Genomic DNA, 22,745 nt, shown 5'->3' on the forward strand with positions numbered 1-22,745 from the left:
GATTGGGGCACCATAAAGCGCCGTGACCTCATCATCCCGGGATCTTCCCGCCGTCGAGCTGGCGGTCACGCTCGACTGGCGGGACACGGCCGCGGTGCTGCGCGTGGCGGGGGAGATCGACCTGCTGAGCGCGCCGGAGTTCGAGGAAGTCGTCGACACCGTGCTGGCGGACGAGCCGCGGACGCTGGTGGTCGACCTGCGTGCGGTGACGTTCTTCAGCTCCGCGGGCCTGCAGGTGCTCGCGGCGGCGCACCGCAGGCTGCCCGAGCGCGCGCTGCGGGTGGTGAGCGACTCGGTGGTGACGTCGGGACCGCTGAAGACGACCGGCCTCGACACGTGGATCGGCATCCACGCGACGGTCGACGAAGCGCTGAGCCAGTGACGGGCCCGGAAAGGCGACCGATGGACGAACCCCCGGGACCGTTCCGCTGCCACGGTGTGGAGGCGGCACCCGAAGCCCTGCGCCGGGTGCGGCACGAACTGATGGCGTGGGTCCTCGCGGCGGGCGTCGACGAAGCCCGCGCGCAGGACATCGTGCTGGCGAGCTACGAGGCGCTGGCGAACGTCGCCGACCACGCCTACGACGGCGCAGGCCCCGGCGTGGTCGACATCGACGCGGCGGTGCACCCGGACCGGATCGAGGTGGTCATCGGCGACCACGGCCGGTGGCGCACCCCGGTGGTCGACCCGCGCCCGGTTTCCCTGCGGGGGCGGGGATTGCTGCTGCTGCGGGCGAGCGCCGACCGCGCGGACATCGCGTCCGGCGAGTCGGGGACCGTGGTGACCCTGGCGTGGGACCTGGCGCCGGTCCGGCCCTGAGCGGCGGCACCGAAAACCGGTTGGGTGCCCCGGTGGCCGGCTGGTAGCGTGCCGTCGACCGTGACCCACCCGAGGAGGTGAGACCCGTGAACGTTCAGCGCACGTGGGTGCTCCCCCTCGCCGTCATGGTCGGGCGATAGGCCAGGGGAGCGCCTCGAAACTCCCGAAAGGCACTCCCCATGGATTCGTTGTGTTTCACGTCCGAAACCTCGTCGGACGGGGTGGTCGAGCGCGGCTTCACCGTCGGCGACGTCCCCGGTGTCCTGTGGTCACCCGCGGCCGGCCCGGCGGCCGCGCCCCTGGTCCTGATGGGGCACGGCGGCGGCCTGCACAAGAAGACGCCGGCTCAGGCGGCCCGCGCCCGCGAAGCCGTCACCAGGCAGGGTTTCTCCGTCGTCGCCATCGACGCGCCCGGGCACGGCGAGCGCCCGCGCACGGCCGAAGACGAGCAGGTCCGCGCCGATTTCCGGGAGGCGCACGCGACGGGTGACCGCGAACGCTTCCGGTCGGTCAGCATCGCCTACGCGCTTTCCCTGGCCGAGCGGGCCGTCCCGGAATGGCAGGCCACGCTGGACGCCCTGCAGCAGGTGCCCGAAATCGGCCGTGACGCACCGATCGGCTACGGCGGCGGGATCTCGCTGGGCACCGCGATCGGGATCCCGCTGACCGCGGCCGATCCGCGGATCTCCGCGGCGATCTTCGGCGGCGGGTTCTTCGTGTACGACGAGCTGCTCGCGGCCGCGCGGCGGATCACCGTGCCGGTCCAGTTCCTGCTGCCGTGGGACGACGAGCACGTCGACCGCCAGTCGTGCTTCGAGCTCTTCGACGCCTTCGCGACCGCCGAAAAGACGTTGCACGCCAACCCGGGTGACCACCGCACGATCCGCTGGACCGGGGTCGACGAGGGCTTCCTCGCGCGGCACCTGACCTGACGGAACGGGCCCGTGGCGACAGCCGCCACGGGCCCGTCCTCCACTGTGGGCTAACTGTGCACGACCGCCCCGGTCTTCGGGTCGAGCGTGACCTTCTTCGCTTCGGGCCACCAGAAGTCGAACAGGCCGTTCAGCGAGCCCGCGCGGGAGTCGAAAGACGAGTCGCCGACACGGCCGGTGAACCAGTTGTCCTCGATGAACTTCAGCACCGAGGTCTGGTCCGTCTGCGTGTGGTCGACGTGGTTCACCTTGCTGTACGGCGAAACCACCAGCAGCGGCAGCCGGGGGCCGTAGCCGCAGCGGTCGGCGTAGCCGCCCACCTTCGTCGGCTTGGCCGTGCAGACCGCCTGGTCCTGCGCGGCGTCGTGCGAGCCGTTGACGATCGGCGAGGAGGCGTGGTCGTACCAGCCGTCGGAGTCGTCGTAGGCCAGCACGATCGCCGTCGACTTCCACTCCGGCGACTGCTGGATCTTGTTGATCTCGTTGACGACGAACTGCTGCTCGTCCAGCGGGTCCGAGTAGCCGGCGTGGCCGTCCTGGTACTCCGGGGCCTTCAGGAAGCTCACCGCGGGCATCGAGCCGGCGCCCAGCGAGTCGTTGAAGTCCGAGATGTCGTACTGGTGGTTCGCGCGGTCGGTCTGGCCGATCGCCCGCACCGACGACGGCGCGAGGTGCTTCGGGTTCGCCGTCGACGGGTAGTACTGGAACGGCTCGTGGTGCGGGCTGTAGTCGACGACCGCGTTGCCACCGACGTTGGTGTGGGTCTGGCCGCAGACCGCGTACCCGTTGGCTTCGCCGGTCGGGCGGAAGCCGCCCTGGAACCAGCCCCACGTCACGTGGCGCTGGTTGAGCAGGTCACCGATGTTGCGGCCCTGCATGGTGGCCAGGTTGTCCTTGCTCGTGTGGTTCTTGTCCGAGCAGTCGTCCCAGGCCGGGTCCGGGTCGTTGATCACCGTGCCGACGCCGTTCGCGTCCGGGGACACGACCGCGTAGGCGTCGCTGACCGGCTGGTGCGTCACCGGGTCGACCGCCTGGGCGCCGTGCGTCTGCCCCGAAATCAGGTTGAGCGCCCCCGGCGTCGACGGGCCGAACACCGTGTTGAAGGAGTTGTCGCTCATCGCGTAGTGCTGGGCGTAGTTCCACATGCCCGTGACGGTGTTGCCGTCGAAGTAGTCCATGACCAGGCCAGGCTCGCCGAACAGCACCGGCTGGCCGGTGCACTTGTCCGTCTCGGTCTTCTCGACGAACTTGTCCATCTTGCCGCCGTTGAAGGCGGCCTGCTCGGCGCCGTAGTTGTGGTTCTGGTCGCAGGTCAGCGCCTGCTGGGGCGTCAGCCGCTTCGGGTTGTACGCGTTCGGGTTGTCCGTCAGCAGCTTCTTGTCGAGGCCGTTGACCTTCGGGGTGTTGCGCGCGGCGGTGAACGGGGTGCCGTCGGTGTTGGCCGCCTTCGGGTAGGTGCCGAAGTAGTGGTCGAACGAGATGTTCTCGCCGAAGATGACCACGACGTGCTTGATCGGCGTCGCCGTCGGGATCCCGTGCGCGGGGAAGAGGTTCAGCGGCTGGGCGTCCGCGGCGCTCGACGCGGAGCCGGTGACGACGGCCAGCGCGGCCACCGAGGCGAGGGCCCCGGCGCCGAGCAGGCCGCGCCGTCGCCGGCGGGTTCTCTTGTCCACAGTGGATGGTTTCCTTTCGTGGTGGGTTCGCCGGTTCAGGCGAGCAATGCGCGGCCGAAGTGGTCGTCCGGCCCGGTGACGCCCGGCAGCGCGAAGAAGTAGCCGCCGCCGAACGGGGAGATGTAGTCGGTCAGGGGTTCGCCGGCCAGCCGCGTCTGGACCGCCTCGAACTGGCGCTCCAGGTCCTGCTGGTAGCAGACGAAGACCAGGCCCATGTCGAGGTTGCCGTTGCTGTCGAGACCGCGGTCGTAGTTCACCGCGCGGCGCAGGATCCGGCTGGCGTCGGTCTCCGGCGTGCGCGGGTTGGCCTTGCGGATGTGGCTGGTCAACGGGATGACGGTGCCGATCGGGTCGTCGGCGTAGCGAGGGACGTCGGTTTCCTCGGTACCGTCGAGCGGCGCGCCGGTGTCGCGGCGGCGGCCGAACATGTTCTCCTGCTCGGCCAGCGAGACCCGGTCCCAGAACTCGACCAGCATCCGGATCAGCCGGACCACCTGGTAGCTGCCGCCGGCGTTCCACGCGGGATCGCCGGGTGTCCACACGAGACGGTCGAAGTCGGCTTCTTCCGGGTTGGCGGTGCCGTCCTTGAAGCCCATCAGGTTCCGCGGCGTCCCGGCCGGCCGCGGCGGCGAGCTGAAGCCGTTGATCTTCCACCGCGGTTGCATGGCCCCGCGAGTCGCGCGGGCGATGTCGCGCAGCGCGTGCAGGACGGTGTCGGTGGAGTTCGCCGACAGCGTGAGGCTGAGGTCGCCGTGGCACTGGGCGGGGTCGAGGGCGTCGTCCGGGAACGTCGTCATCGGCTTCAGCTTGGCGGGCTTGAGCTTCGCGAGACCGTAGCGGTCGTCGAAGAGCGAGGCGCCGACCCCGAGGACGACACCAAGGTCACCGCCCGGGATGACGGGCCCGAGGACGCCGGAGTCGGCGGGCGGCGCGGAGATGCCGAGCGCGGCGGGCGCACCACCACCGGTGAGGAACCGCGCCCGGTCGGTGACGGCGCGGAAGAGGTCGGTGAGCTCGGCTTTCGACTCGGCGACGACGTCGAACGACGCGACGACGGTCTGGGTGGGCGGCTTCCGCAGGATGGCGGCCTGGTGCGGCCCGTGGAAGGGCACGGGCGCGGTGCTGTCGGTGACGGAGGAGGAGGCCCCGAGCCCGGCACCGGCGGCAACGGTCAGGCCGGCGCCCATGGCCGCGCGGCGCAGGAAGGAGCGGCGCGGCAGCCCGGTGGGATGGGGTACGGGGCAGCGAGACTGGTCGCTCACGAAACCCTCCTCGGCTCGGCGATCGCCGCGATCGGGGCCAGCAGCTCGGTCAGCTCGCTCACGTCGGCGTTCAGCTTCTGCCTTTCCCGCTGCGGCAACTGCGCGAGCGGCGTCCAGCTCCCGTCCGGCCGGTGGGCGGAGTCCAAAAGGGACTGCGTGCGCGTCAACCAGCTGTCCACCTTGGACAGATCCGGGTACCGGGGCGCGAGCAGCGGGCGGAGCACGTCCAGCACCGCGCGCGTGCCGTCGAGGTTGGCGCGGGCCGTGGCCAGGTTGGTGCCGCTGCCGTAGTCCGTGCGGCCCGTCAGTTCGAACTGCAGCGTGTTCTCCATGATCTCGTGCGCGCGCAGGCCGAGGTCGTTGCCGTCGACCTGGCTGTCGCCGAAGGACGCCTGCAGCGCGTGGGCGTCGGCGTCCAGCTTGTCGGCCACCGCGCCCAGCGCGCCCAGGTCCTCGCCGTGCCAAAGCCCCTGTTCCAGGCGGTGGAAGCCGGTGAACCCCGCGTCGGCCGTGCCGTCCGGGAGACCGTCGGCGGTGCCGTTGAGCGCGCCGTCGGAGTCGCCGAACGCGTCGTACGCCGCGCCCAGCCGCTCGTACGTCAGGTGGGCCGCCAGCCACGCGGCCTCGCTCGCCGCGCGGTCGCCGCCGTGGACGGCGTCCTTCAGCGCGCCCGTGTTCGCGACCAGCTCGCCGAGGCCCGTGGTGACGTGCTGCTGATAGGCCTTCAGCGGTCCGAGCAGGTCGTTGTGCGTCACGGGCGCGACGCCCGGGCCGGTCCGCTCGGCGCCCCCGCTGACCTGCACGGCCGGCCCGACGATCGCGCCCGCGTCCTCGGGCAGGCAGCGGAACGCGTAGCTGCCGTTGCCGAGGTTGACCTGCAGCGGCCGGGTGGTCGCCGGGCCGAGGCCCTCGACCTCGCCGTAGATCACGCCGGTCGCCGGGTCGATCAGGTCGACCTCGGCGGTCACCGATCCCGTGTTGTGCAGGCGGAACGTCTGCGGCCCGGGCTTCGGGTCCGCCCAGCCGGTGCCGCACGCCGAGCGCGACACCGCGATCTCGGGATCGCCGGCCGCGGCGCTGTCCGGCCAGAAAGCGACGACGGCTCCCGCCGCGGCGGCCACGACCACGGCCACCACGATCCAGCGGGTACGCACTGACCCCGGCACGCACACTCTCCCGTCACTCGATCGGACCATCACCGGTCACGGATTATGCGACCCTAGCGCCCGGAAAACCGCATCGGATGCCGTCGAGAGGAGGGAATTCACCGGGACTTCAGCCCGGCGCCCACGAAAGGGGGAGGAATCAGACTAATTCGTGTGCCAGATCTGTCGGGTTGGGCGGGTTGGTCCGGTTGGTCACGCTGCCGGCAGCGGGGAACCGGTCTCCAGCAGCGTCTTCAGGCTGGACAGCAGTGCGGGCCAGCCCTGGCTGCACATCGCCATGACCGTGCTGCCGGGCTCGAAACCGTCGTGCAGCACGGTCAGCTTCACCGTTTCTCCCTGCGGTTCCAGGGTGAACGTGACCTTCGACCGGCCTTCGCTCTGCAGTTTCGCAAGCGTTTCACCGTCGATTCCATTGCCCTTCGCCCATTCCTCGGTGAACGTGTGCCAAGTGTAGGAAAGGCGGTGGAACGGGTCGGATTCGACGACGACCTGGTCCGGGTGGCTCGTTTTCGCGCCGCCTTCCGCCCAAACCATCGGCGAACCCTTTTTCCAGTCGGTTTCGAAGGCGACACCCCAGTACTGGCGCGTGAAGGCGGGTTCGGTAAGCGCTTGCCAGAGCTTTTCCGGGGTGGTGCTGATGTAGGTGGTGTACGCGAATTCGTTCATCGGTTCGGACTCCAGGGCTCGTTTCAGATCGGCGAGCGCGCCGGCCCGCTGCCGGTCGAAGCGGGTCAGCCAGCGCTCGGTGATCGCGTTGATCGGCGCGGCGTCGAGGTGGTGCAGCTTTTCGCGGCCGCGCCAGGTCGTCGTGACCAGCCCGGCCCCTTCGAGCACGGCCAGGTGCTTGCTCACCGACTGGCGGGCCATGTCCAGCCCCGCGCACAGTTCGCGCAGGGTCAGGCCGTTGCGCTCGTTGAGCACGTCCAGCAGCCGGCGGCGGCTGGGGTCGGCCAGCGCCTTGAACACCTCGTCCATCGCGCCCTCTCCTGACATGCAGCCGGTTGGCTGCCTATGCACGATAGGCAGCCAAACGGCTGCATGTCAACCGGGGGTCACCGGAAGCGGATCACCGTGATGCTCGCGAGCACGAAGAACACCAGGACGACGAGCGTGCCGGTCTGCCCACCGGACGAGCGGGTCACGACCTGGTCGACCGAGCCGGTCAGCCGCACCCCGCACTCGGCGACGACCGTGTGGCGCCCGGCCTCGATCCGCGTGAACTGGACGGGCGCGGTGAAGGCGCCGGTGCTGTCGGTGAAGGCGGAGCCGACCTCGGTGCCGTCGGCGGTCAGGGTGACTCGCCGCGCCGGATTGCAGCCCTTCCCGGACGCCGACAGCTTGTCGCCGGGCTGGACGCTCGGGCGGTCGAGCACCAGTTCACCCGGCTTCGGCTCGGTGCTCGTGGTGGTCGGGGTGCCGGGCGTCGTGGGGGTGGTCGACGTCGGTGGCGTGGTCGTGGTGGTCGGCGGGGTGGTGGTCGTGCTTGGTGGGGTCGTGGTGGTGCCGGGCCGGGTCGGGGGCGTGGTCACCGGCGGTGGTGGAGTCGTCGTGGTCGGCGGCGGCGGGGTGGTGGTCGGCGTGCCGGTGACGGTGAATCGGCTGCTCGCGGTGAGCGGCTGCTTGGTCCGGGCGTTGGTGCACGTGCCGGTCACCGGGTAGGTGCCGGGCTGCGCGCCGGCGGGCACCGTGGCCGCGACCGTGCCGCTGGTCTGCTGCAGCGTCGCGTTCGCCGCCCACATCGGCGTGCCGTTCCAGGAAAAGGTGATCGCCGTGCCGCACGGGTAGAAATTCCAGGAAATGGTGAAGGAACTCCCGGCCTTTCCGCTCGACGGTTTCAAACCAACCGAAGACGTGTATTGTGCGTTGGCGCTGGTCGCGGTGGCCAGCAGAAGTATCGTTCCGGCCACGGCGCCGAAAAACAGCCGAACCACGAATCGCATTGGGACGTCCCTCCCCGGTGTGTGCTCGCTGTAGCATTCCGGACCAGTCGGATAACGCAAGTAGGGGATGCCCAATGGGACGTGTCATCGCGGCGGGGGTTGCGTTGGGTTTGTGCGCCGTGCTGCTCGGCGCGCCGGCCGCTTCGGCGGACTCCGGCTCGCTCGACGTGCAGGCGTCGATCGACGGGCGGCCGGTCGCGGACGCCACTGTCCCGATCGACCCGGCCCAGCAGATCGAGCTGCAGGTCGTGGCCACCAACTCGGGCACTGCGCCGGTGAAGGTCCGCAGCGTGCGGCTTTCCGGCGTCGCGCTCGCGCTGACGTTCTTCGCCTACGACACGACGGCGCCCTTCGAAGTGCCGGCGCGGGGCTCGATCACCCGGACGTTCGTGCTCGACCTCGGCGATCTCGCCGGACAGGCGACGGGGCTGCTGCCGTCGTCGGTCGAGCTGCTCGACGCCCAGCGCGCGACGCTCGGCGAAGCGACCACCGTCGCCGACGTCCAGGGCTCGTTCTGGTCGGTCTACGGCGTCTTCGGCCTGGCGATGCTCGTGCTGACCGTCCTGGCGTGGCTGACCGCGCTGCTCGCGCTGGCCCGGCACCGGCTGGCGCCCAACCGCTGGCGCCGTGGCCTGCGGTTCCTGCCCGCCGGGTTCGGCACCGGCCTGGTCGCGGTGATCACGCTGTCGGTGCTGCGGCTGGTCCCGCCGGAGCCTGCGGTCGAGATCCCGGTGGTGCTCGGCGCCGCGGCGATCGCGTTCCTGCTCGGCTACCTGACGCCGCACCCCGCGCCGCCGCCGGTCGTCACCGGCAGTGACACCACGGTCCGGCTGGCGGTCCCGCCGACGCAGGAATTCACCCGATGAGCGCACCGGCCGAGCTGGTCGCCGCCCTGCCGCAGTACGACATCGGGGCGGAGATCGGCGAAGGCGGCATGGGGGTCGTGTTCGCCGGGACGCACCGGACGCTCGGGCGGAACGTCGCGATCAAGCAGCTGCCGTGGGACGTGCTCAACCACGCGGCGAGCAGCGAGCTGTTCGACCGCGAGGCGCGCGTGCTGGCCAGCCTGGACCACCCGCACATCGTGCCGGTGTACGACTACGTCCGCACCGGTCGCGAGCACCTGCTCGTGATGGAACGCCTCGACGGCGGCACGGTGCACAGCCGGTTCCACGGCGACGGCGTGAGCGGTGAACAAGCGTGCGCGATCGGCCTCGCGATGCTCGCCGGGCTGCACGCGGCGCACCGGGCGGGCGTGCTGCACCTGGACGTCAAGCCGCGCAACCTGCTGTTCAACCTGCAGGGCGTGGTGAAGGTGGCCGACTTCGGCATCGCCCGGGTGATCAGCGAGGGCGCGACGCTCGTCACGCACGGTGGCGAGATCCTCGGCACGCCGGCGTATATCGCCCCGGAGCAGGCGATGGGCAATGCGCTGAGCCCGGCGGCCGACGTGTACGCGGCGGGCACGGTGCTGTACGAGCTGCTGGCGAAGGAGCTGCCGTTCGACAACACGCGCGGCGCGATCAGCATGATGCGCCAGCACATGTTCACCGACCCGAAGCCGATTTCGGGCGTACCGATGCCGATCGCCGGCGTGATCATGCGCGCGTTGGCTCGCGAGCTGGACGCGCGGTACCGGGAGGCGGAGTCGTTCGCGGCGGATTTGGCGGGAGCGGCGACGGCGGTTTACGGGCCGGGGTGGCTGGAGCGGTCCGGGGTGCCGGTGCTGCACCTGACGCCCCGGGTGATCGCGGGGTTGAACTCGCCGACGGCGCCGCAGGGGGACGAGCGGACGCGACCGGTCCGGCGCCCGACGGGTCCGAACGCGACACTGGTCGCGACGAGCGGCGGGTTGGACACGGCGCCGGGCTCGGCGGCCGGCGCCGGCGCTGCGGGCGGCTTCGGACCGGGCTTCGCCGGCGGGGACCGGGCAGGCGGTGCGGAGGCCGGCTATGCCGGCGGCCCCGGATCCGGCTCGGCGGCCGGCTTTGCCGGTGGCCCGGGTGCCGGTTCGGCGGGCGGCCTGGGCGTGGCGGGCGGCCAAGGCCCCTCGAGTCCTGGCGGCGCGAGCCCGGCGGGCGGCCCCGGCTCCGTTGGCGGCCCGGGCTCCACGTCCGGCTTCGGCGGCGCGGGCGGCGGCACGCTTGCCCCGGATTCCGACTCCTCCAGCCGCTCGCGGGCCGCCGTTCTCTGGCTGCGGCTCGCCGCCGCCGCGGCCGCCGTCGTGCTGGTCATTCTCGCGCTGCTCAATCCCGAGCGGCTGTCGCACGAGGCGTCGCCCACCCTTCTCCTCGGCAACACCAAGGTCACCGCTCCGGTCGAAGTGGACCTCAGCAAGCCGCTCGTCCTCGCCGGGGCCGGGAATCCCGGCCGGGTCGCCATCAGCCTGTCCGCCGCCGGGATTCCGCTCGGCTCGGCCGAAACGCTCGCCAAGCCGGCCGGCAACGGCTTCACCGCCGAGCTCACCCTGCCGGCGCTCGCGCGGTGGGTGGTCGGCGGGGCGGTCACCGCGACCGTCCAAACCGGACCCGTCACCCAGACCTTCACCCTGCTCACCAGCCAGCACCCGCTGGCCAGCGCGATGGGCGCGGGCAGCCTCATCCTGGCGCTGTTCGCGCTCGCCTACCTCGAATCGGGGCTGCGGACCATCCGCAACGGCCACCGCTGGCGCGGCGCGGCCGTCGGCGGGCCGGTGCTGGGCCTGCTGTTCGGCGCCGTCGCATGGCTGTGCGTCTGCGTGTTGCGGGTGCACGAACCGGCGCCCGGGTTCGGGGCCGGGTGCGCCGTCGCGGGTGCGGTCGCGGCGGGGCTCGTGGTCGCGGCGGCGCGGCGCCGGGCGTCCACAGTGGTCAGTCGACCATCCGGACGGTGACGTGCGGGCTGTAGCTCTTCCGCCGGCTCCACCCGGTTTCGGCGCAGAGGCTCAGCTGGATCGCGCGGTCGGCCGGCGCCCAGTAGCCGGTGCGGACGAAGTAGCCCTCCATCGTGTTCAGCGCGCCGAGCCGCTTGCGGGCCGAGCACATCTCCCAGCCCCACTGGCGCCCGGACTTCTCGACGCCGTTGCGGCGCACGGACAGGCACGGGTTGCCGACCGCGCGGATGTCGGCGTCACCCTCGGTGACGTAGACGACGCCGTCGATCTTGTAGAACCGGTTGTTGTCGAGCAGGGAGACCTGCCCGGAGAGCGTGACCCCGACGCGCCCACCTTCGTCGCCCGTGAGCGTCCAATCGAGACAGAATTCCTGGACCGGGAGTTCCAGCGACTGGGTCATAACGAGTTCCCCTGTTCTAGGCCGAGCGTCCCCTTCAGAAGATAGGGAAAATCCGGACGCCGGGAAGGGGGCGGGACGATCTTCACCCGAAGCGGTTCCCGGCCGTCGGATGCCTTGCCACGCATGGGTTTTCAGGCGAGTGGGTGACTTCGGGCACGCGAGGTGACATCGGCGCGTCTCTCCGGGTGGCGTCGGCCGTACGGTCGGGTCTGCGCCGGGTTCGGTCACGTTCCGTGAGTTAAAGGTAAAGGAACCATTACCTTCGCCGGGGCGTTGACGGGGCATGAGCGAGCCCACGGTCATCGAACTCGGGCCCCGCGACATGCTGGTCGTGGCGGGCCTCCCCGGCGCGGGCAAGACGACGATGCTCAACCACGCCGCGCCCGGCCTGGTGGTGCTGGATTCCGACCAGGTCCGGACCCGCCTGGCGGCGGCGGTGCCGTCGGTGCCGTACCGCTGCTACCGGCCGGTGGTCCACGCGTGGCACCGGGCGCGGGTGGTCCGCCGGGCGTTGGCGAGGGGTCCGATCGTGGTCCACGAGCCGTCGACGCGCGCTTCGACCCGGGCGCTGCTGGCCCTGGTGGGGGTGCTGAGCGGCCGCCCGGTGCGGTTGCTGTTCCTGGACGTGACGGCATCGGAGGCGTTGGCCGGGCAGCGCAGCCGCGGGAGAGTGGTGCGGCCGAGGTCGTTCGCCCGCCACGTGCGGCGGGTGGGGCGCTGGCGGGAGGGGTTGCTGGCGGAGCGGGTGCCGGCGGGGTGGAGCAGCGTGCAGGTGATCGACCGGGCCCGCGCGGGCCGGACGCGGGTGGTGGCCAAGTCCCTGGTGGGCTGCTGACGCGGCTGTGATGGCCACGTGCCGGTGGAGTTGGTGGCACCGGATCGACTGCTCGGCCGGTCGGGGTGTCGTGAGTGGCAACTGGGGTTCTAACCCGAATTGCCACTCACGACAAGCTGCGGAAGACCGCCCGGGGGCGGCCGCGGGTTGGTGGTTGTCGCGGCCGGAGCTGCGGCGGGGCCGGGTGGCGCGGTGCGGACATCGCCGGACGCTGAGGCTGGGCGGTGGAGGAGGTGGCGGGGCGGCGGCGGGGCCGGGGTGGCGAAACCGCCGGGTGTCGTCGTCGCGGCCGCGGCGGAACCCGCCCTCGGTTGGTCTGGACATTTTACATATTGGTCTAGACAATATACCCAGTCTCCCCGACTGGAGGACCCGATGAGGCGTTCCAGACTGTCCGCAATCCTCGCCGCCGCGATGCTCGCGCTCTCCGGGCTTGCCACCGGAACCGCCGAAGCGGCCAACCTCCTCGCCAACCCCGGCTTCGAAGCCGGCTCGCTTTCCGGCTGGACCTGCGCCAACGCCACCACCGTCAGCAGCCCCACCCACAGCGGCGGCTACGCCCTCGCCGGCACGCCCGTCGGGGCCGATTACGCCCAGTGCTCGCAAACCGTGGCCGTTCAGCCGAACACCACCTACTCCGTCTCGGCCTGGGTGCGCGGGAACCCCGTCTACCTCGGTGTCACCGGTGGCCCCTCGACGTGGTCCGGCAACAGCGGCGCCTACAACCAGCTCTCCCTCACCTTCACCACCGGCACCCAGACCTCCGCCCAGCTCTACCTCCACGGCTGGTACGGCGCCGGCACCTACTACGCCGACGACGTCGTCCTCGACGGGCCCGGTGGCAACACCCCCGGTACGCCCACCGCGCCCGGCACCCCGCAGATCACCACCGCCACGGCGGGCTCCATCACCCTGAGCTGGGGCGCCAGTGCCGGTACCGTCACCGGGTACCGCGTCTACGAAGGCGGCACCGTCGTCGCCACGACCAGCGGGACCAGCGCCACCGTCGGCGGCCTGACCGCCTGTACGACCCACAGCTACACGGTCGCCGCCTACAACGGAGCCGGTGAGTCGCCCAAGAGCGCCGCCGCCACCGGGAGCACCTCCGGCTGCGTCGACACCGGCCTGCCCAAGCACGCCCTCGTCGGCTACCTGCACGCCAGCTTCGCCAACGGCTCCGGATACGTCCGGATGGCCGACGTCCCCGCCGCCTGGGACATCATCGATCTCGCCTTCGGCGAACCGACCTCGGTCACCTCCGGGGACATCCGGTTCAACCGCTGCCCGGCCACCGAATGCCCGAACGTCGAGAGCGACGCCGACTTCACCGCCGCCATCAAGGCCAAGCAGGCGCAGGGCAAGAAGGTCCTCATCTCCATCGGCGGCCAGAACGGCCAGGTCCAGCTGACGACCACCGCCGCGCGGGACAAGTTCGTCAGCTCCGTCTCCGCCATCATCGACAAGTACGGCCTCAACGGACTCGACGTCGACTTCGAGGGCCACTCGCTCTCGCTCAACGCCGGCGACAGCGACTTCCGCAACCCGACCACGCCGGTGATCGTCAACCTCATCTCCGCGCTGAAGTCGCTCAAGGCCAAGTACGGCTCGGGCTTCGTCCTGACGATGGCGCCGGAGACGTTCTTCGTGCAGGTCGGCTACCAGTTCTACGGCGGCACCAGCGCCGGGGACGCGCGGACCGGCGCCTACCTGCCCGTCATCCACGCGCTGCGGGACTCGCTCACCGTGCTGCACGTCCAGGACTACAACTCCGGCCCCGTCATGGGCCTCGACAACCAGTACCACAACATGGGCGGCGCGGACTTCCACATCGCGATGACCGACATGCTCAAAGCCGGCTTCACCGTCGCGAACACCGGCCAGTTCTTCCCCGGCCTGCGCCCGGACCAGATCGCGATCGGGCTGCCCGCCGCGGTCAGCGCCGGCAACGGCTACACCTCGCCCGCCGACGTCCAGACGGCGGTGAACTGCCTGGTCAAGGGCAGCGGGTGCGGCTCGTACACGCTGCGCGGCGGCACCTCGCCCGCCCTCCGGGGCCTGATGACGTGGTCGATCAACTGGGACAAGTACTACAACTGGGAGTTCCAGAACAGCCACGAGCCGTTCCTGAACTCGCTGCCGTGACGCCGGGCAGTGTGCCCCGCCGAGCTGGGGCACACTGCCTGACGTGGAGAAACGCGACTCGGTGCTGACGCGCGTCGTCCGCATCTTCGAGACCTTCGGGCCGGAGACGCCGGCGCTGCGCGTCACGGACATCGCGCGCCGCGCCGGCCTGCACGTCGCCACGGCGTCCCGGCTCGTCGACGAGCTGGTCGGCCACGGCTGGCTGCGCCGCGACCCCGATCGGAGGATCCGCGTGGGCGTTCGGCTGTGGGAACTGGCGTCGCGCGCGTCGCCGACGCTCGGGCTGCGCGAAGCCGCGATGCCGTTCATGGAGGACCTGCACGCCGTCGTCGGGCACCACACCCAGCTCGCCGTGCTGGAGGACCGCGAGGTGCTGTTCGTCGAGCGGCTCTCGGCGCCCGGCGCGGTCGTCAACGTGACGCGGGTGGCCGGCCGGCTGCCGCTGCACGCGTCGTCGTCCGGGCTGGTGCTGCTCGCCCACGCGCCCGCCGACCTGCAGGAACAGGTCCTGTCCGGTCCGCTCGAGGCGTTCCGCCGCACGACGCTGACCGACCCGGCGCGGCTGCGGCGGTTCCTCGCCGACGTCCGGCGCGACGGCTACGCGTTCTGCGCCGGGTTCATCGACGAGGAGACGACCGGGATCGCCGTGCCGCTGCGGGGACGCGGCGGCGACGTCGTCGCCGCGCTGTCGGTGATCGTGCCCAACGACCGCAACGCGCGGATGCAGATCCCGGCGCTGCGGGCGGCGGCCCGCGGCATCTCGCGGATGCTCTCTCGCTGAATGAGAATACGGTAGTGGGCGGGGCGTCGGCGGGCGATGCTCGGGCTCTGTCGCGGGAAAGGACGTCTCCAGTGCGCACCCAGGTCGTCATCGTCGGCGCCGGCCCGGCCGGGCTGCTTCTGTCCCACCTGCTCGGGCTCGACGGCATCGACTCGGTGCTGCTCGAACGGCAGACCGCCGAGTACGTCCAGGCCCGCATCCGCGCGGGCATCCTCGAGGCGGGCACGGTCGAGCTGCTGCGTCAGGTCGGCCTCGGCGCCCGGCTCGACGTCGAGGGCATGGAACACCGCGGCATCTACCTGCAGTCGCCGGGAGAGCGCCACCACATCGACTTCACCGGCCTCATCGGACGGTCGGTGACCGTCTACGGGCAGACCGAGGTCACCAAGGACCTCATGGTGGCAAGGGAAAAGGCCGGCCGTCCGGCTTATTACTCCACTTCGGACGTCGCCGTGCACGACGTGGCCGACAGGCCGTATGTGACCTTTGTGGACAGTGACGGCACCGCGCGGCGGATCGACGCGGACGTCGTCGTCGGCTGCGACGGGTTCCACGGGCCGAGCCGGGCGTCCATTCCGGAGCCGAAGGTCTGGGAGCGGACGTACCCGTTCGCCTGGCTGGGCGTGCTGGCCGACGTCGCGCCGTCGACGGACGAGCTGATCTACGCGTGGCACCCGGACGGATTCGCGATGCACAGCATGCGTTCGCCGCGGGTGAGCCGGTTCTACCTGCAGGTGGCGCCGGACGAGGACATCGCCGAGTGGAGCGACGACCGGATCTGGACGGCGCTGTCCGAGCGGCTGGGCGTCCCCGGCTGGACCCTGGAAACCGGGACGATCACCGAGAAGAGCGTGCTCCCGATGCGCAGCTTCGTGACGACGCCGATGCGGCACGGGAACCTGTACCTGGCCGGGGACGCGGCGCACATCGTGCCGCCGACCGGCGCGAAGGGCCTCAACCTGGCGGTGGCCGACGTCGCGCTGCTGGCCCGCGCTCTGAAGGCGTCGTTCGACGGCGATGACGAACTCGTGGACGCGTACTCGGAGACGGCGTTGCGGCGCGTCTGGCGGTGCACGCACTTCTCGTGGTGGATGACGTCGATGCTGCACCGCCACGGCGACGACTTCGACGCCCAGCTCCAGCTGTCCCAGCTGCGCCGCACGGTCACTTCGACCGCCGCGATGACCGAGCTGGCCGACAACTACGCGGGTCTGCCGCTGTAACCGACGTGAATGACTCATTCCTGTCGCCACGCGACAGGAATGAGTCATTCACTACACCCACCCTTGACGCCCAGCCCACCCCCGTCGCACCATACCCGCGTAGTAATTCGAATTATCAGCGCCGGGAAGGGCTCATGAGGGAACTGGACACGGAGATTCTGGTGGTCGGCGGGGGACTCGGCGGGGTCGCCGCCGCGCTGGCCGCCGCGGCCCGCGGACGGCGCGTTGTGCTCACCGAGGAGACCGGCTGGCTCGGCGGGCAGCTCACCGCCCAGGCCGTGCCGCCGGACGAGAACCCCTGGATCGAGCGGTTCGGCTCCACCCGCACCTACCGCGACCTGCGCCAAGGCATCCGCGACCACTACCGCCGCCACTACCCGCTGCGGGCCGAAGCCGCGAAACGGCCGGAGCTGAACCCCGGCGCCGGCCGCGTCAGCAAGCTCTGCAGCGAACCCCGGGTGGCCCTGGCCGTCATCGAGGCCATGCTCGCGCCGCACGTCAGCGCCGGGCGGATCCACGTCCTGCGCCACCACCGGCCGGTCGAAGCGCACACGACACAAGACCGCGTCGACGCCGTGACGCTCGAGAACGGCGGAGAGCGGATCACCGTCAAGGCCCAGTACGTCCTCGACGCCACCGAGAACGGCGACCTCCTGCCGCTCACCGGAACCGAGCACGTCACCGGCGCCGAGTCCAAGGCGGACCACGACGAACCGCACGCGCCCGCGAAAGCCGACCCGGCCAACCTGCAGGGCATCACCTACTGCTTCGCGGTTTCCCACCACGAAGGCGAAAACCACGTCATCGACAAGCCGGAGATGTACGGCTTCTGGCGCGACTACCAGCCGGACTTCTGGCCCGGCCCGCTGCTCGGCTTCGTCGCCCCCGACCCGCGGACGCTCGAACCGGTCAAGCGCACCTTCGTCCCGAACCCGCCCGGTGACCCTCTGGCGGTGAGCGCCGACCAGAGCGCCGACGCCGGCGACAAGGAACTGTGGGCCTTCCGCCGCATCCTCGCCCGCAACCTCCACACCGAAGGCGCCTTCGACTCCGACATCACGCTCGTCAACTGGCCCCTCAACGACTACTGGCTCAAGCCCGCGCTCACGATCCCCGGCCACACGACCGAAGCGGACGTCCGAGAAGCGCACCACGAAGCCAAGCAGCTCAGCCTGTCCGTCCTGTACTGGCTGCAGACCGAGGCGCCCCGCGCGGACGGCGGCACCGGCTTCCCGGGTCTCAAGCTGCGTCCCGACGTCACCGACACAGAGGACGGACTCGCGAAATCCGCGTACGTCCGGGAAGCCCGGCGCATCAAGGCGGTCACGACCGTCACCGAGCACGACGTCTCGGCCGAGATCCTCGGCGTCGACGGCCGGGTGCGCCGCGCGGACGCCGTCGGGGTCGGGAGCTACCGGATCGACCTGCACCCGTCGACCGGCGGGGACAACTACATCGACGTCGCCAGCGTGCCCTACGAGATCCCGCTGGGCGCCTTGCTCCCGGTGCGGACGACCAACCTCCTGCCCGCCGGCAAGAACATCGGCACCACGCACATCACCAACGGCTGCTTCCGGCTGCACCCGGTGGAGTGGAACATCGGCGAGGTCGCCGGGCTGCTCGCGACCTTCGCGATCAGCGAGGACGTCGAGCCGAAGGCCGTCCGGGAAGACACCCGGCTCTTCGAGGACTTCGCCCGCGTGCTCGACGCCGCCGGGGTGGAACGCCGGTGGCCGGAAGTGCGGGGGTACTGACCGTGCCGCCGGTAAGGTCTCACGGAGTCGCGCGGGAGGGAGTCACGGATGACGGCGGGTTCGGGCCGGGTCACGCAGGCCCAGGTGGCGCGCCTGGCCGGCGTCTCGCAGGCCGTCGTGTCCATGGTGCTGAACGGCTCCGACAGCCTGCGCATCACCCCCGAGACCCGCGACCGCGTGCAGCAGGTGCTGCGCGAAACCGGGTACACGGTGGACATCATGGGCCGCCGGCTGCGCGGCGGGTCCAACCAGATCCTCGGCGTCTTCACCTACGAGTCGGTGTTCCCCTCCGGTGTGGCCGACTTCTACCGGCCGTTCCTGCTCGGTATCGAGGAGGAAGCCGAGGCGCAGGGCTTCGACCTGCTGCTGTTCACCAGCGGTGGCCGCCGCGATGGGCGCCGCCGGATCTACGAGGCGGGCACGAACCGGCTGCGCATCGCCGACGGCTCGGTCCTGCTCGGCCGGCACAACGACCCGCAGGAGCTCGCGCAGCTCGTCGAGGAGCAGTTCCCGTTCGTGTTCGTCGGCCGCCGCGAGTCGCCGACCGGGCCGATCAGCTACGTCGGCGCGGACTACGTCGCGGCCACCCGTGAGGTCCACGAACGGCTGTGGGGCCTGGGGCACCGCCGGATCGGCCTGCTCAGCGTGACCGAGGAGAACGAGCCGACGCTCGACCGCCGGGCCGGCTACGAAGCCGCGGCGCGCAAGCACCGCCGTCCGCCGCTGGTCTTCCTCGAAGAGGACCCGGCGCTCGCGTTGCGGCAGGCGCTCGACGAGGGCGTCACGGCGCTGCTCGTCGAGAGCTCGGCGATGGCCGACGCCATCCTGGCCGGCGCGCACGAACTCGGCCTCGGCGTGCCCGGCGACCTGTCCATCGTGGTGCTCGGGGACGCCGACCCGTCGCAGCAGCCGCACGCGCACGCCGTGCCGAGCACCGGCACGGACTGGTCGATGTTCCGCATCCCGCGCCACGAAATGGGCGCGCACGCCGTGCGCGTGCTCGTCGGGCTGCTGAAGAACCCCCAGCCCCGCCAGCTGCTCCTGCCGTGCACGATCCACGAGGGCGCCACGACGGCGAGACCCTCCACAACAGACTCACGCTGACGCCGAACGGCCGGTTGACACCCTCGCAGGCGACGCTTACGGTCCCTGCTAATTCGAATAACCAGGAGGCATCGTGGCCTACCGGAGAATCCGGCTGCTCGCCGCGGCCCTGTCCGCCGTCGCACTGGCTTCGACGGCGTGCTCGGGCGGCGCCGGCGACGACAAGGACATCGCCCTGCGCATGACCGTCTGGACGACGGACAAGAACCAGCTCGCCCTCTTCGACTCCATCGCCGCCGAGTACCGCAAGGCGCACCCGGAGGTCGCGTCGGTCAAGTTCGACGTCGTCCCGGGGGACACCAGCGCGTACTCGGCCGCGCTCACCACCCAGCTCTCCGGCGGCAACCCACCGGACCTGGCGTGGATCCTCGAGCGCGACGCCCCGGACTTCGTCCAGTCCGGCGCCCTCACCGACCTGAAGCCCACTTTGGACAGTGCCGCCGGGTACAACGCCGCCGAGCTGGTGCCGTCCGCCACGAAACTGTGGACCAAGGACAACGGCCTGTACGCCTACCCGTTCTCGACGTCGCCGTTCGGCATGTTCTACAACAAGAACCTGCTCACCCAGGCCGGGATCACCGAGACCCCGGACCAGCTGCTCGCGAGTGGACGGTGGACCTGGGACGCCGCCAAGCGGATCGCCACCCAGGTCGCCGCCCGCGATGCGGGCAAAGCCGGCCTGGTCATCCGCGAGTTCGAGTACAAGCAGTGGGTGCTGCTCGCCTCGGTCTGGCGCGGCTTCGGCGCCGACGCCTGGGGCCCGGACGGCAGGACGTGCGGGTTCACCTCGCCGGAGATGACGTCCGCGATGACGTTCCTGCACCAGGCGATCTTCACCGACAAGGCGCTGCCCGGCCCGGGCACGACGGCGGACTTCTTCGCCGGCGAGTCGGGCCTGACCATCGCCCAGATCAGCCGCGCCGGGCTGCTCAAGGCCAAGCCGTTCGAGTGGGGGATCGTCCCGCTGCCCGCTGGCCCGAAGGCGAACGCGCAGGTCATCGGCCAGGCCGGGATCGGCGTCCCGGTCAAGGGCAAGCACGCCAAGGCCGCCGCGGACTTCCTCGCGTTCTTCACCAACCCGGCCAACTCGGCGAAGCTCGGCCAGTACTTCCCGCCGGCCCGCGACAGCCTGCTCAACGCGGCCACCCTGGCCAAGGCGAACCCGCTGTTCAGCCAGGAGCAGCTGCAGAACGTCGTGGTCAACGGGATCAAGACCGGCGCGGTGCTCCCGTCGCACACCGGGAGCGCGCGGATCGCGTCGCTCGTCCAGTCCGCCTTGGACCCGATGTGGAAGCCGGACGCGAACGTGCCCGCCGCGCTGGCCGGTGTCTGCCAGGCGATCGACCCGGCGCTGAGCCAGTGATGTGGACGTCGAGGAAGCGCGAAGAGCTGGCGGGGTGGCTCTTCGTCGCCCCACAGGCTCTCGGGTTCCTCGCCTTCGTCGTCGCGCCGCTGGTCGCGGTGATCTGGTACAGCTTCCAGGACGTCAACCTGCTGGCCGGGACGTCGACGTTCGCCGGTGCGGACAACTACGCGAAGCTCTTCGACGACCCGACCGCGCCGAAGGTCGCCCGCGCCACGGCGATCTTCTGCGTCGGCCTGGTCGTGCTGAACCTGGCGCTCGCGCTGTCGCTGGCGTTGCTGCTCAACCTGAAGCTGCGCGGCACCACGGTGTTCCGGACGGTCTTCTTCTCGCCGGTGGTCGTCACGCTCGTCGCGTGGACGATCGTCTGGAACTTCCTCCTGCAGGACAACGGCGGCATCAACGCGCTGCTGCAGACGATCGGCGTCGACGGGCCGAACTGGTTGCGCGGCAACGGCACCGCGATGCTGTCGGTGATCGTCGTGCAGGTGCTGAAGAACGTCGGGCTCAACATGGTGCTGTTCCTCGCCGCGTTGCAGGGCATCCCGGCGTCCGTCATGGAGGCGTCGCAATTGGACGGTGCCGGGCCGTGGCGCCGGTTCCGCTCGGTGATCCTGCCGATGATCAGCCCGACGACGTTGCTGACGGCGATCATCACCGTCGCCGGCGCGTTGCAGGTGTTCGCGCAGATCCAGGTGCTGACCCTCGGCGGGCCCGCCGACAGCACCAACGTGCTGGTCTTCTACTTCTACCAGCAGGCGTTCGCCAACCACGACCTCGGCTACGGCTCCGCGCTGGCGGTCGTGCTGTTCCTCGTCATCCTCGTGCTCACGCTGCTGCAGTGGCGGATGCGGAAGCGGTGGGTGTTCCATGAGTCGTAGGGCCAAGATCGCGTGCTACGCGGTGATGGTCGTGCTGGCCGTGCCGTTCGTGTTCCCCACCTGGTGGATGATCACGGCGTCGCTGCTGCCGGCGAACGAAGTGCTCGCGTACCCGCCGAAGCTGTTCCCGAACCAGCCGCAGTGGGAGAACTACAGAGTCGCGTTCACGGACTTCCCGTTGGCGCGGCAGTACTTCAACAGCCTCTACATCGCCGTGCTCGTCACGCTCGGCACGATGTTCTTCTCCTCGCTGGCCGGGTACGCGTTCGCCCGCATCCGGTTCCGCGGCGAGAAGCTCTTCGCGCTGATCCTCATCGGACTGATGGTGCCGAGCGAGGTCACGATCATCCCGCTGTTCCGGCTGGTCGACGACCTCGGCCTGACGAACACGCACTGGCCGCTGATCGTCGTCCCGATCTTCGGCGCGCCGAGCGTGCTGGCGACGTTCGTGATGCGCCAGTTCTTCATCACCATCCCGAACGAGCTCGAAGAAGCCGGCCGGCTCGACGGCCTGTCCCGGTTCGGGCTCTACCGGCGCGTCGCCCTGCCGATCGCCAAGCCCGCGCTCGCCGCGGTCGCCATCTTCACGTTCCTCAACACGTGGAACTTCTTCCTGGAACCCCTCGTGTACCTGACCGACAAGGACATGTTCACGCTGCCGGTGGCGCTGACGCAGTACGTCGACGTCTACGGCGGCCACCTCTGGAACGTCCAGCTCGCCGCCGCGACCACCACGGTCGTGCCGGTCCTGATCGTCTTCATCATCGCGCAGCGCCAGTTCGTCGAAGGGCTCGCCCAGAGCGGCCTCAAAGGCTAGCGCTGCCGAACTGCTGGGAGGCAGTCGTGATCGATCGCAGAACCTTCCTCGGCGGAGCCACCGCCGCCGCGGCGCTCGGCCTCGTGGGCGCCCGGACGGCGGCGGCCGAAGTACCGCCGGCCAGCGTGCCGTTCCCGCCGCTCGCCCCGCTCCCGCCCGGCGCCCCGAACCGGCGGCTCTTCTCCCCGCTGGAGCAGCGGTTCGCGCCCTACCTCGCCATTCTGCCGGGCATTGTCAACGATGTCAGCGTCGATCCGGCCACTCTCGGCTTCTTCGGCGGCGGCTGGTGGCGGACGCCGAGCGAGCCGTACAACGCCCGCGTCCAGGAGCACGTCTACACGCTGAGCTGGTTCTACGCGAACCGGCGGCCGTGGAACCCGTACTACCTCGACCCCGCCCTGCGGAACCGGCTCGACGCGGCGATCGGGCACTACCTGAACCTCCAGCACGCCGACGGCTCGTTCCCGGAGTACTCGATCACCGAGAAGTCCAAGGCCGCCACCGGGTTCGGCATGGGCTATCTCGCGAAGACCCTCGCCAACCTGCGCCAGGTCAACGCGCTGCCGACTCGCCGCGCCGAGCTCGCGGCCGCGCTGCACCAGGGCATGACGTGGTTCCTGAACCCGGCCAACCCGATCTGGGCGCACCCGGTCGAGTTCGCCAACCAGAACGCGTCCGGGTTGTCGTCGTCGCAGCTGGCGTTGAAACTCGACCCGGATGCCGTGCTGCGCAACCAGTTGCGGGACCGGATCGGATTCCTCGCCGCGAACGGCCAGAGCCC

At 70.7% G+C, this 22,745-nt stretch carries 20 protein-coding genes; 14 read left to right on the forward strand and 6 right to left on the reverse strand.

The window, feature by feature from the left end; translation table 11 throughout:
* The first annotated feature begins 22 nt into the window (after nt 1-22).
* The 3 genes from ACERZO_RS10360 to ACERZO_RS10370 all read left to right on the forward strand — a co-directional run bounded on the left by ACERZO_RS10360 (nt 23) and on the right by ACERZO_RS10370 (nt 1,751).
* The gene (locus ACERZO_RS10360) at nt 23-382 is read left to right on the forward strand and encodes an STAS domain-containing protein (protein ID WP_372664316.1); all 360 of its coding nucleotides are present in this window, start codon (nt 23-25) and stop codon (nt 380-382) included.
* A 20-nt stretch (nt 383-402) separates the two neighbouring features.
* The gene (locus ACERZO_RS10365; protein ID WP_372664317.1) at nt 403-819 is read left to right on the forward strand and encodes an ATP-binding protein; all 417 of its coding nucleotides are present in this window, start codon (nt 403-405) and stop codon (nt 817-819) included.
* 179 nt (nt 820-998) lie between these two features.
* On the forward strand, nt 999-1,751 hold the full coding sequence (locus tag ACERZO_RS10370) for a dienelactone hydrolase family protein (protein WP_372664318.1): 753 nt from the start codon (nt 999-1,001) through the stop codon (nt 1,749-1,751).
* A 50-nt stretch (nt 1,752-1,801) separates the two neighbouring features.
* Here the strand turns inward: ACERZO_RS10370 and ACERZO_RS10375 are convergent, their stop codons facing one another.
* From ACERZO_RS10375 to ACERZO_RS10395, 5 genes are all read right to left on the reverse strand, one after another.
* Nucleotides 1,802-3,424, reverse strand: a complete 1,623-nt coding sequence (locus tag ACERZO_RS10375) for a phospholipase C (protein WP_372664319.1) — start codon at nt 3,422-3,424, stop codon at nt 1,802-1,804.
* 35 nt (nt 3,425-3,459) lie between these two features.
* Nucleotides 3,460-4,611 (reverse strand): Dyp-type peroxidase, encoded by a 1,152-nt coding sequence (locus tag ACERZO_RS10380; protein ID WP_372664608.1) that lies wholly within the window; start codon nt 4,609-4,611, stop codon nt 3,460-3,462.
* Between the two features lie 71 nt (nt 4,612-4,682).
* Entirely contained in the window at nt 4,683-5,840 is a 1,158-nt protein-coding gene (locus tag ACERZO_RS10385; protein WP_372664609.1) for an EfeM/EfeO family lipoprotein, read from the reverse strand.
* A 204-nt stretch (nt 5,841-6,044) separates the two neighbouring features.
* Nucleotides 6,045-6,827: an ArsR/SmtB family transcription factor gene (locus tag ACERZO_RS10390; protein WP_372664320.1), complete on the reverse strand. Its 783-nt coding sequence runs from the start codon at nt 6,825-6,827 to the stop codon at nt 6,045-6,047.
* A gap of 77 nt (nt 6,828-6,904) precedes the next feature.
* Nucleotides 6,905-7,792: a hypothetical protein gene (locus ACERZO_RS10395; RefSeq protein ID WP_372664321.1), complete on the reverse strand. Its 888-nt coding sequence runs from the start codon at nt 7,790-7,792 to the stop codon at nt 6,905-6,907.
* A 74-nt stretch (nt 7,793-7,866) separates the two neighbouring features.
* On the opposite strand from ACERZO_RS10395, the gene ACERZO_RS10400 reads away from it, so the two are divergent.
* Nucleotides 7,867-8,658: a hypothetical protein gene (locus ACERZO_RS10400; protein ID WP_372664322.1), complete on the forward strand. Its 792-nt coding sequence runs from the start codon at nt 7,867-7,869 to the stop codon at nt 8,656-8,658.
* Nucleotides 8,655-10,664, forward strand: coding sequence for a serine/threonine-protein kinase (locus ACERZO_RS10405; RefSeq protein WP_372664323.1), 2,010 nt, complete (start codon nt 8,655-8,657; stop codon nt 10,662-10,664). The genes ACERZO_RS10400 and ACERZO_RS10405 overlap by 4 nt, the downstream gene beginning before the upstream one ends.
* On the opposite strand, the gene ACERZO_RS10410 is transcribed toward ACERZO_RS10405, so the two are convergent.
* The gene (locus ACERZO_RS10410) at nt 10,642-11,064 is read right to left on the reverse strand and encodes a hypothetical protein (protein ID WP_372664324.1); all 423 of its coding nucleotides are present in this window, start codon (nt 11,062-11,064) and stop codon (nt 10,642-10,644) included. The two genes, ACERZO_RS10405 and ACERZO_RS10410, sit on opposite strands and share 23 nt — an antisense overlap.
* Nucleotides 11,065-11,347: 283 nt before the next feature.
* On the opposite strand from ACERZO_RS10410, the gene ACERZO_RS10415 reads away from it, so the two are divergent.
* The 9 genes from ACERZO_RS10415 (at nt 11,348) to ACERZO_RS10455 (ending at nt 21,964) form a co-directional block, all read left to right on the forward strand.
* Entirely contained in the window at nt 11,348-11,899 is a 552-nt protein-coding gene (locus ACERZO_RS10415; RefSeq protein WP_372664325.1) for an AAA family ATPase, read from the forward strand.
* A 375-nt stretch (nt 11,900-12,274) separates the two neighbouring features.
* A complete protein-coding gene (locus ACERZO_RS10420; RefSeq protein WP_372664326.1) occupies nt 12,275-14,041 on the forward strand; it encodes a chitinase in 1,767 nt (588 codons plus the stop codon).
* Nucleotides 14,042-14,084: 43 nt separating this feature from the next.
* A complete protein-coding gene (locus tag ACERZO_RS10425; RefSeq protein ID WP_372664327.1) occupies nt 14,085-14,822 on the forward strand; it encodes an IclR family transcriptional regulator in 738 nt (245 codons plus the stop codon).
* 71 nt (nt 14,823-14,893) lie between these two features.
* Nucleotides 14,894-16,045, forward strand: coding sequence for a 4-hydroxybenzoate 3-monooxygenase (locus tag ACERZO_RS10430; protein ID WP_372664328.1), 1,152 nt, complete (start codon nt 14,894-14,896; stop codon nt 16,043-16,045).
* Nucleotides 16,046-16,179: 134 nt separating this feature from the next.
* Nucleotides 16,180-17,799 carry an FAD-dependent oxidoreductase gene (locus ACERZO_RS10435; RefSeq protein WP_372664329.1) on the forward strand — a complete coding sequence of 540 codons (1,620 nt, stop codon included), beginning with the start codon at nt 16,180-16,182 and terminating at the stop codon, nt 17,797-17,799.
* 48 nt (nt 17,800-17,847) lie between these two features.
* Nucleotides 17,848-18,903, forward strand: coding sequence for a LacI family DNA-binding transcriptional regulator (locus tag ACERZO_RS10440; protein WP_372664330.1), 1,056 nt, complete (start codon nt 17,848-17,850; stop codon nt 18,901-18,903).
* Nucleotides 18,904-18,976: 73 nt separating this feature from the next.
* Complete coding sequence (locus tag ACERZO_RS10445; RefSeq protein ID WP_372664331.1) at nt 18,977-20,266, forward strand: ABC transporter substrate-binding protein; 1,290 nt, start codon at nt 18,977-18,979, stop codon at nt 20,264-20,266.
* Nucleotides 20,266-21,147 (forward strand): carbohydrate ABC transporter permease, encoded by an 882-nt coding sequence (locus ACERZO_RS10450; protein WP_372664332.1) that lies wholly within the window; start codon nt 20,266-20,268, stop codon nt 21,145-21,147. The genes ACERZO_RS10445 and ACERZO_RS10450 overlap by 1 nt, the downstream gene beginning before the upstream one ends.
* Nucleotides 21,137-21,964, forward strand: a complete 828-nt coding sequence (locus ACERZO_RS10455; protein WP_372664333.1) for a carbohydrate ABC transporter permease — start codon at nt 21,137-21,139, stop codon at nt 21,962-21,964. The genes ACERZO_RS10450 and ACERZO_RS10455 overlap by 11 nt, the downstream gene beginning before the upstream one ends.
* Nucleotides 21,965-22,745: the final 781 nt, after the last annotated feature.

It is taken from the genome of Amycolatopsis kentuckyensis (assembly GCF_041679295.1).
In the GTDB taxonomy this organism is placed as follows: Bacteria; Actinomycetota; Actinomycetes; order Mycobacteriales; family Pseudonocardiaceae; genus Amycolatopsis; species Amycolatopsis kentuckyensis_A.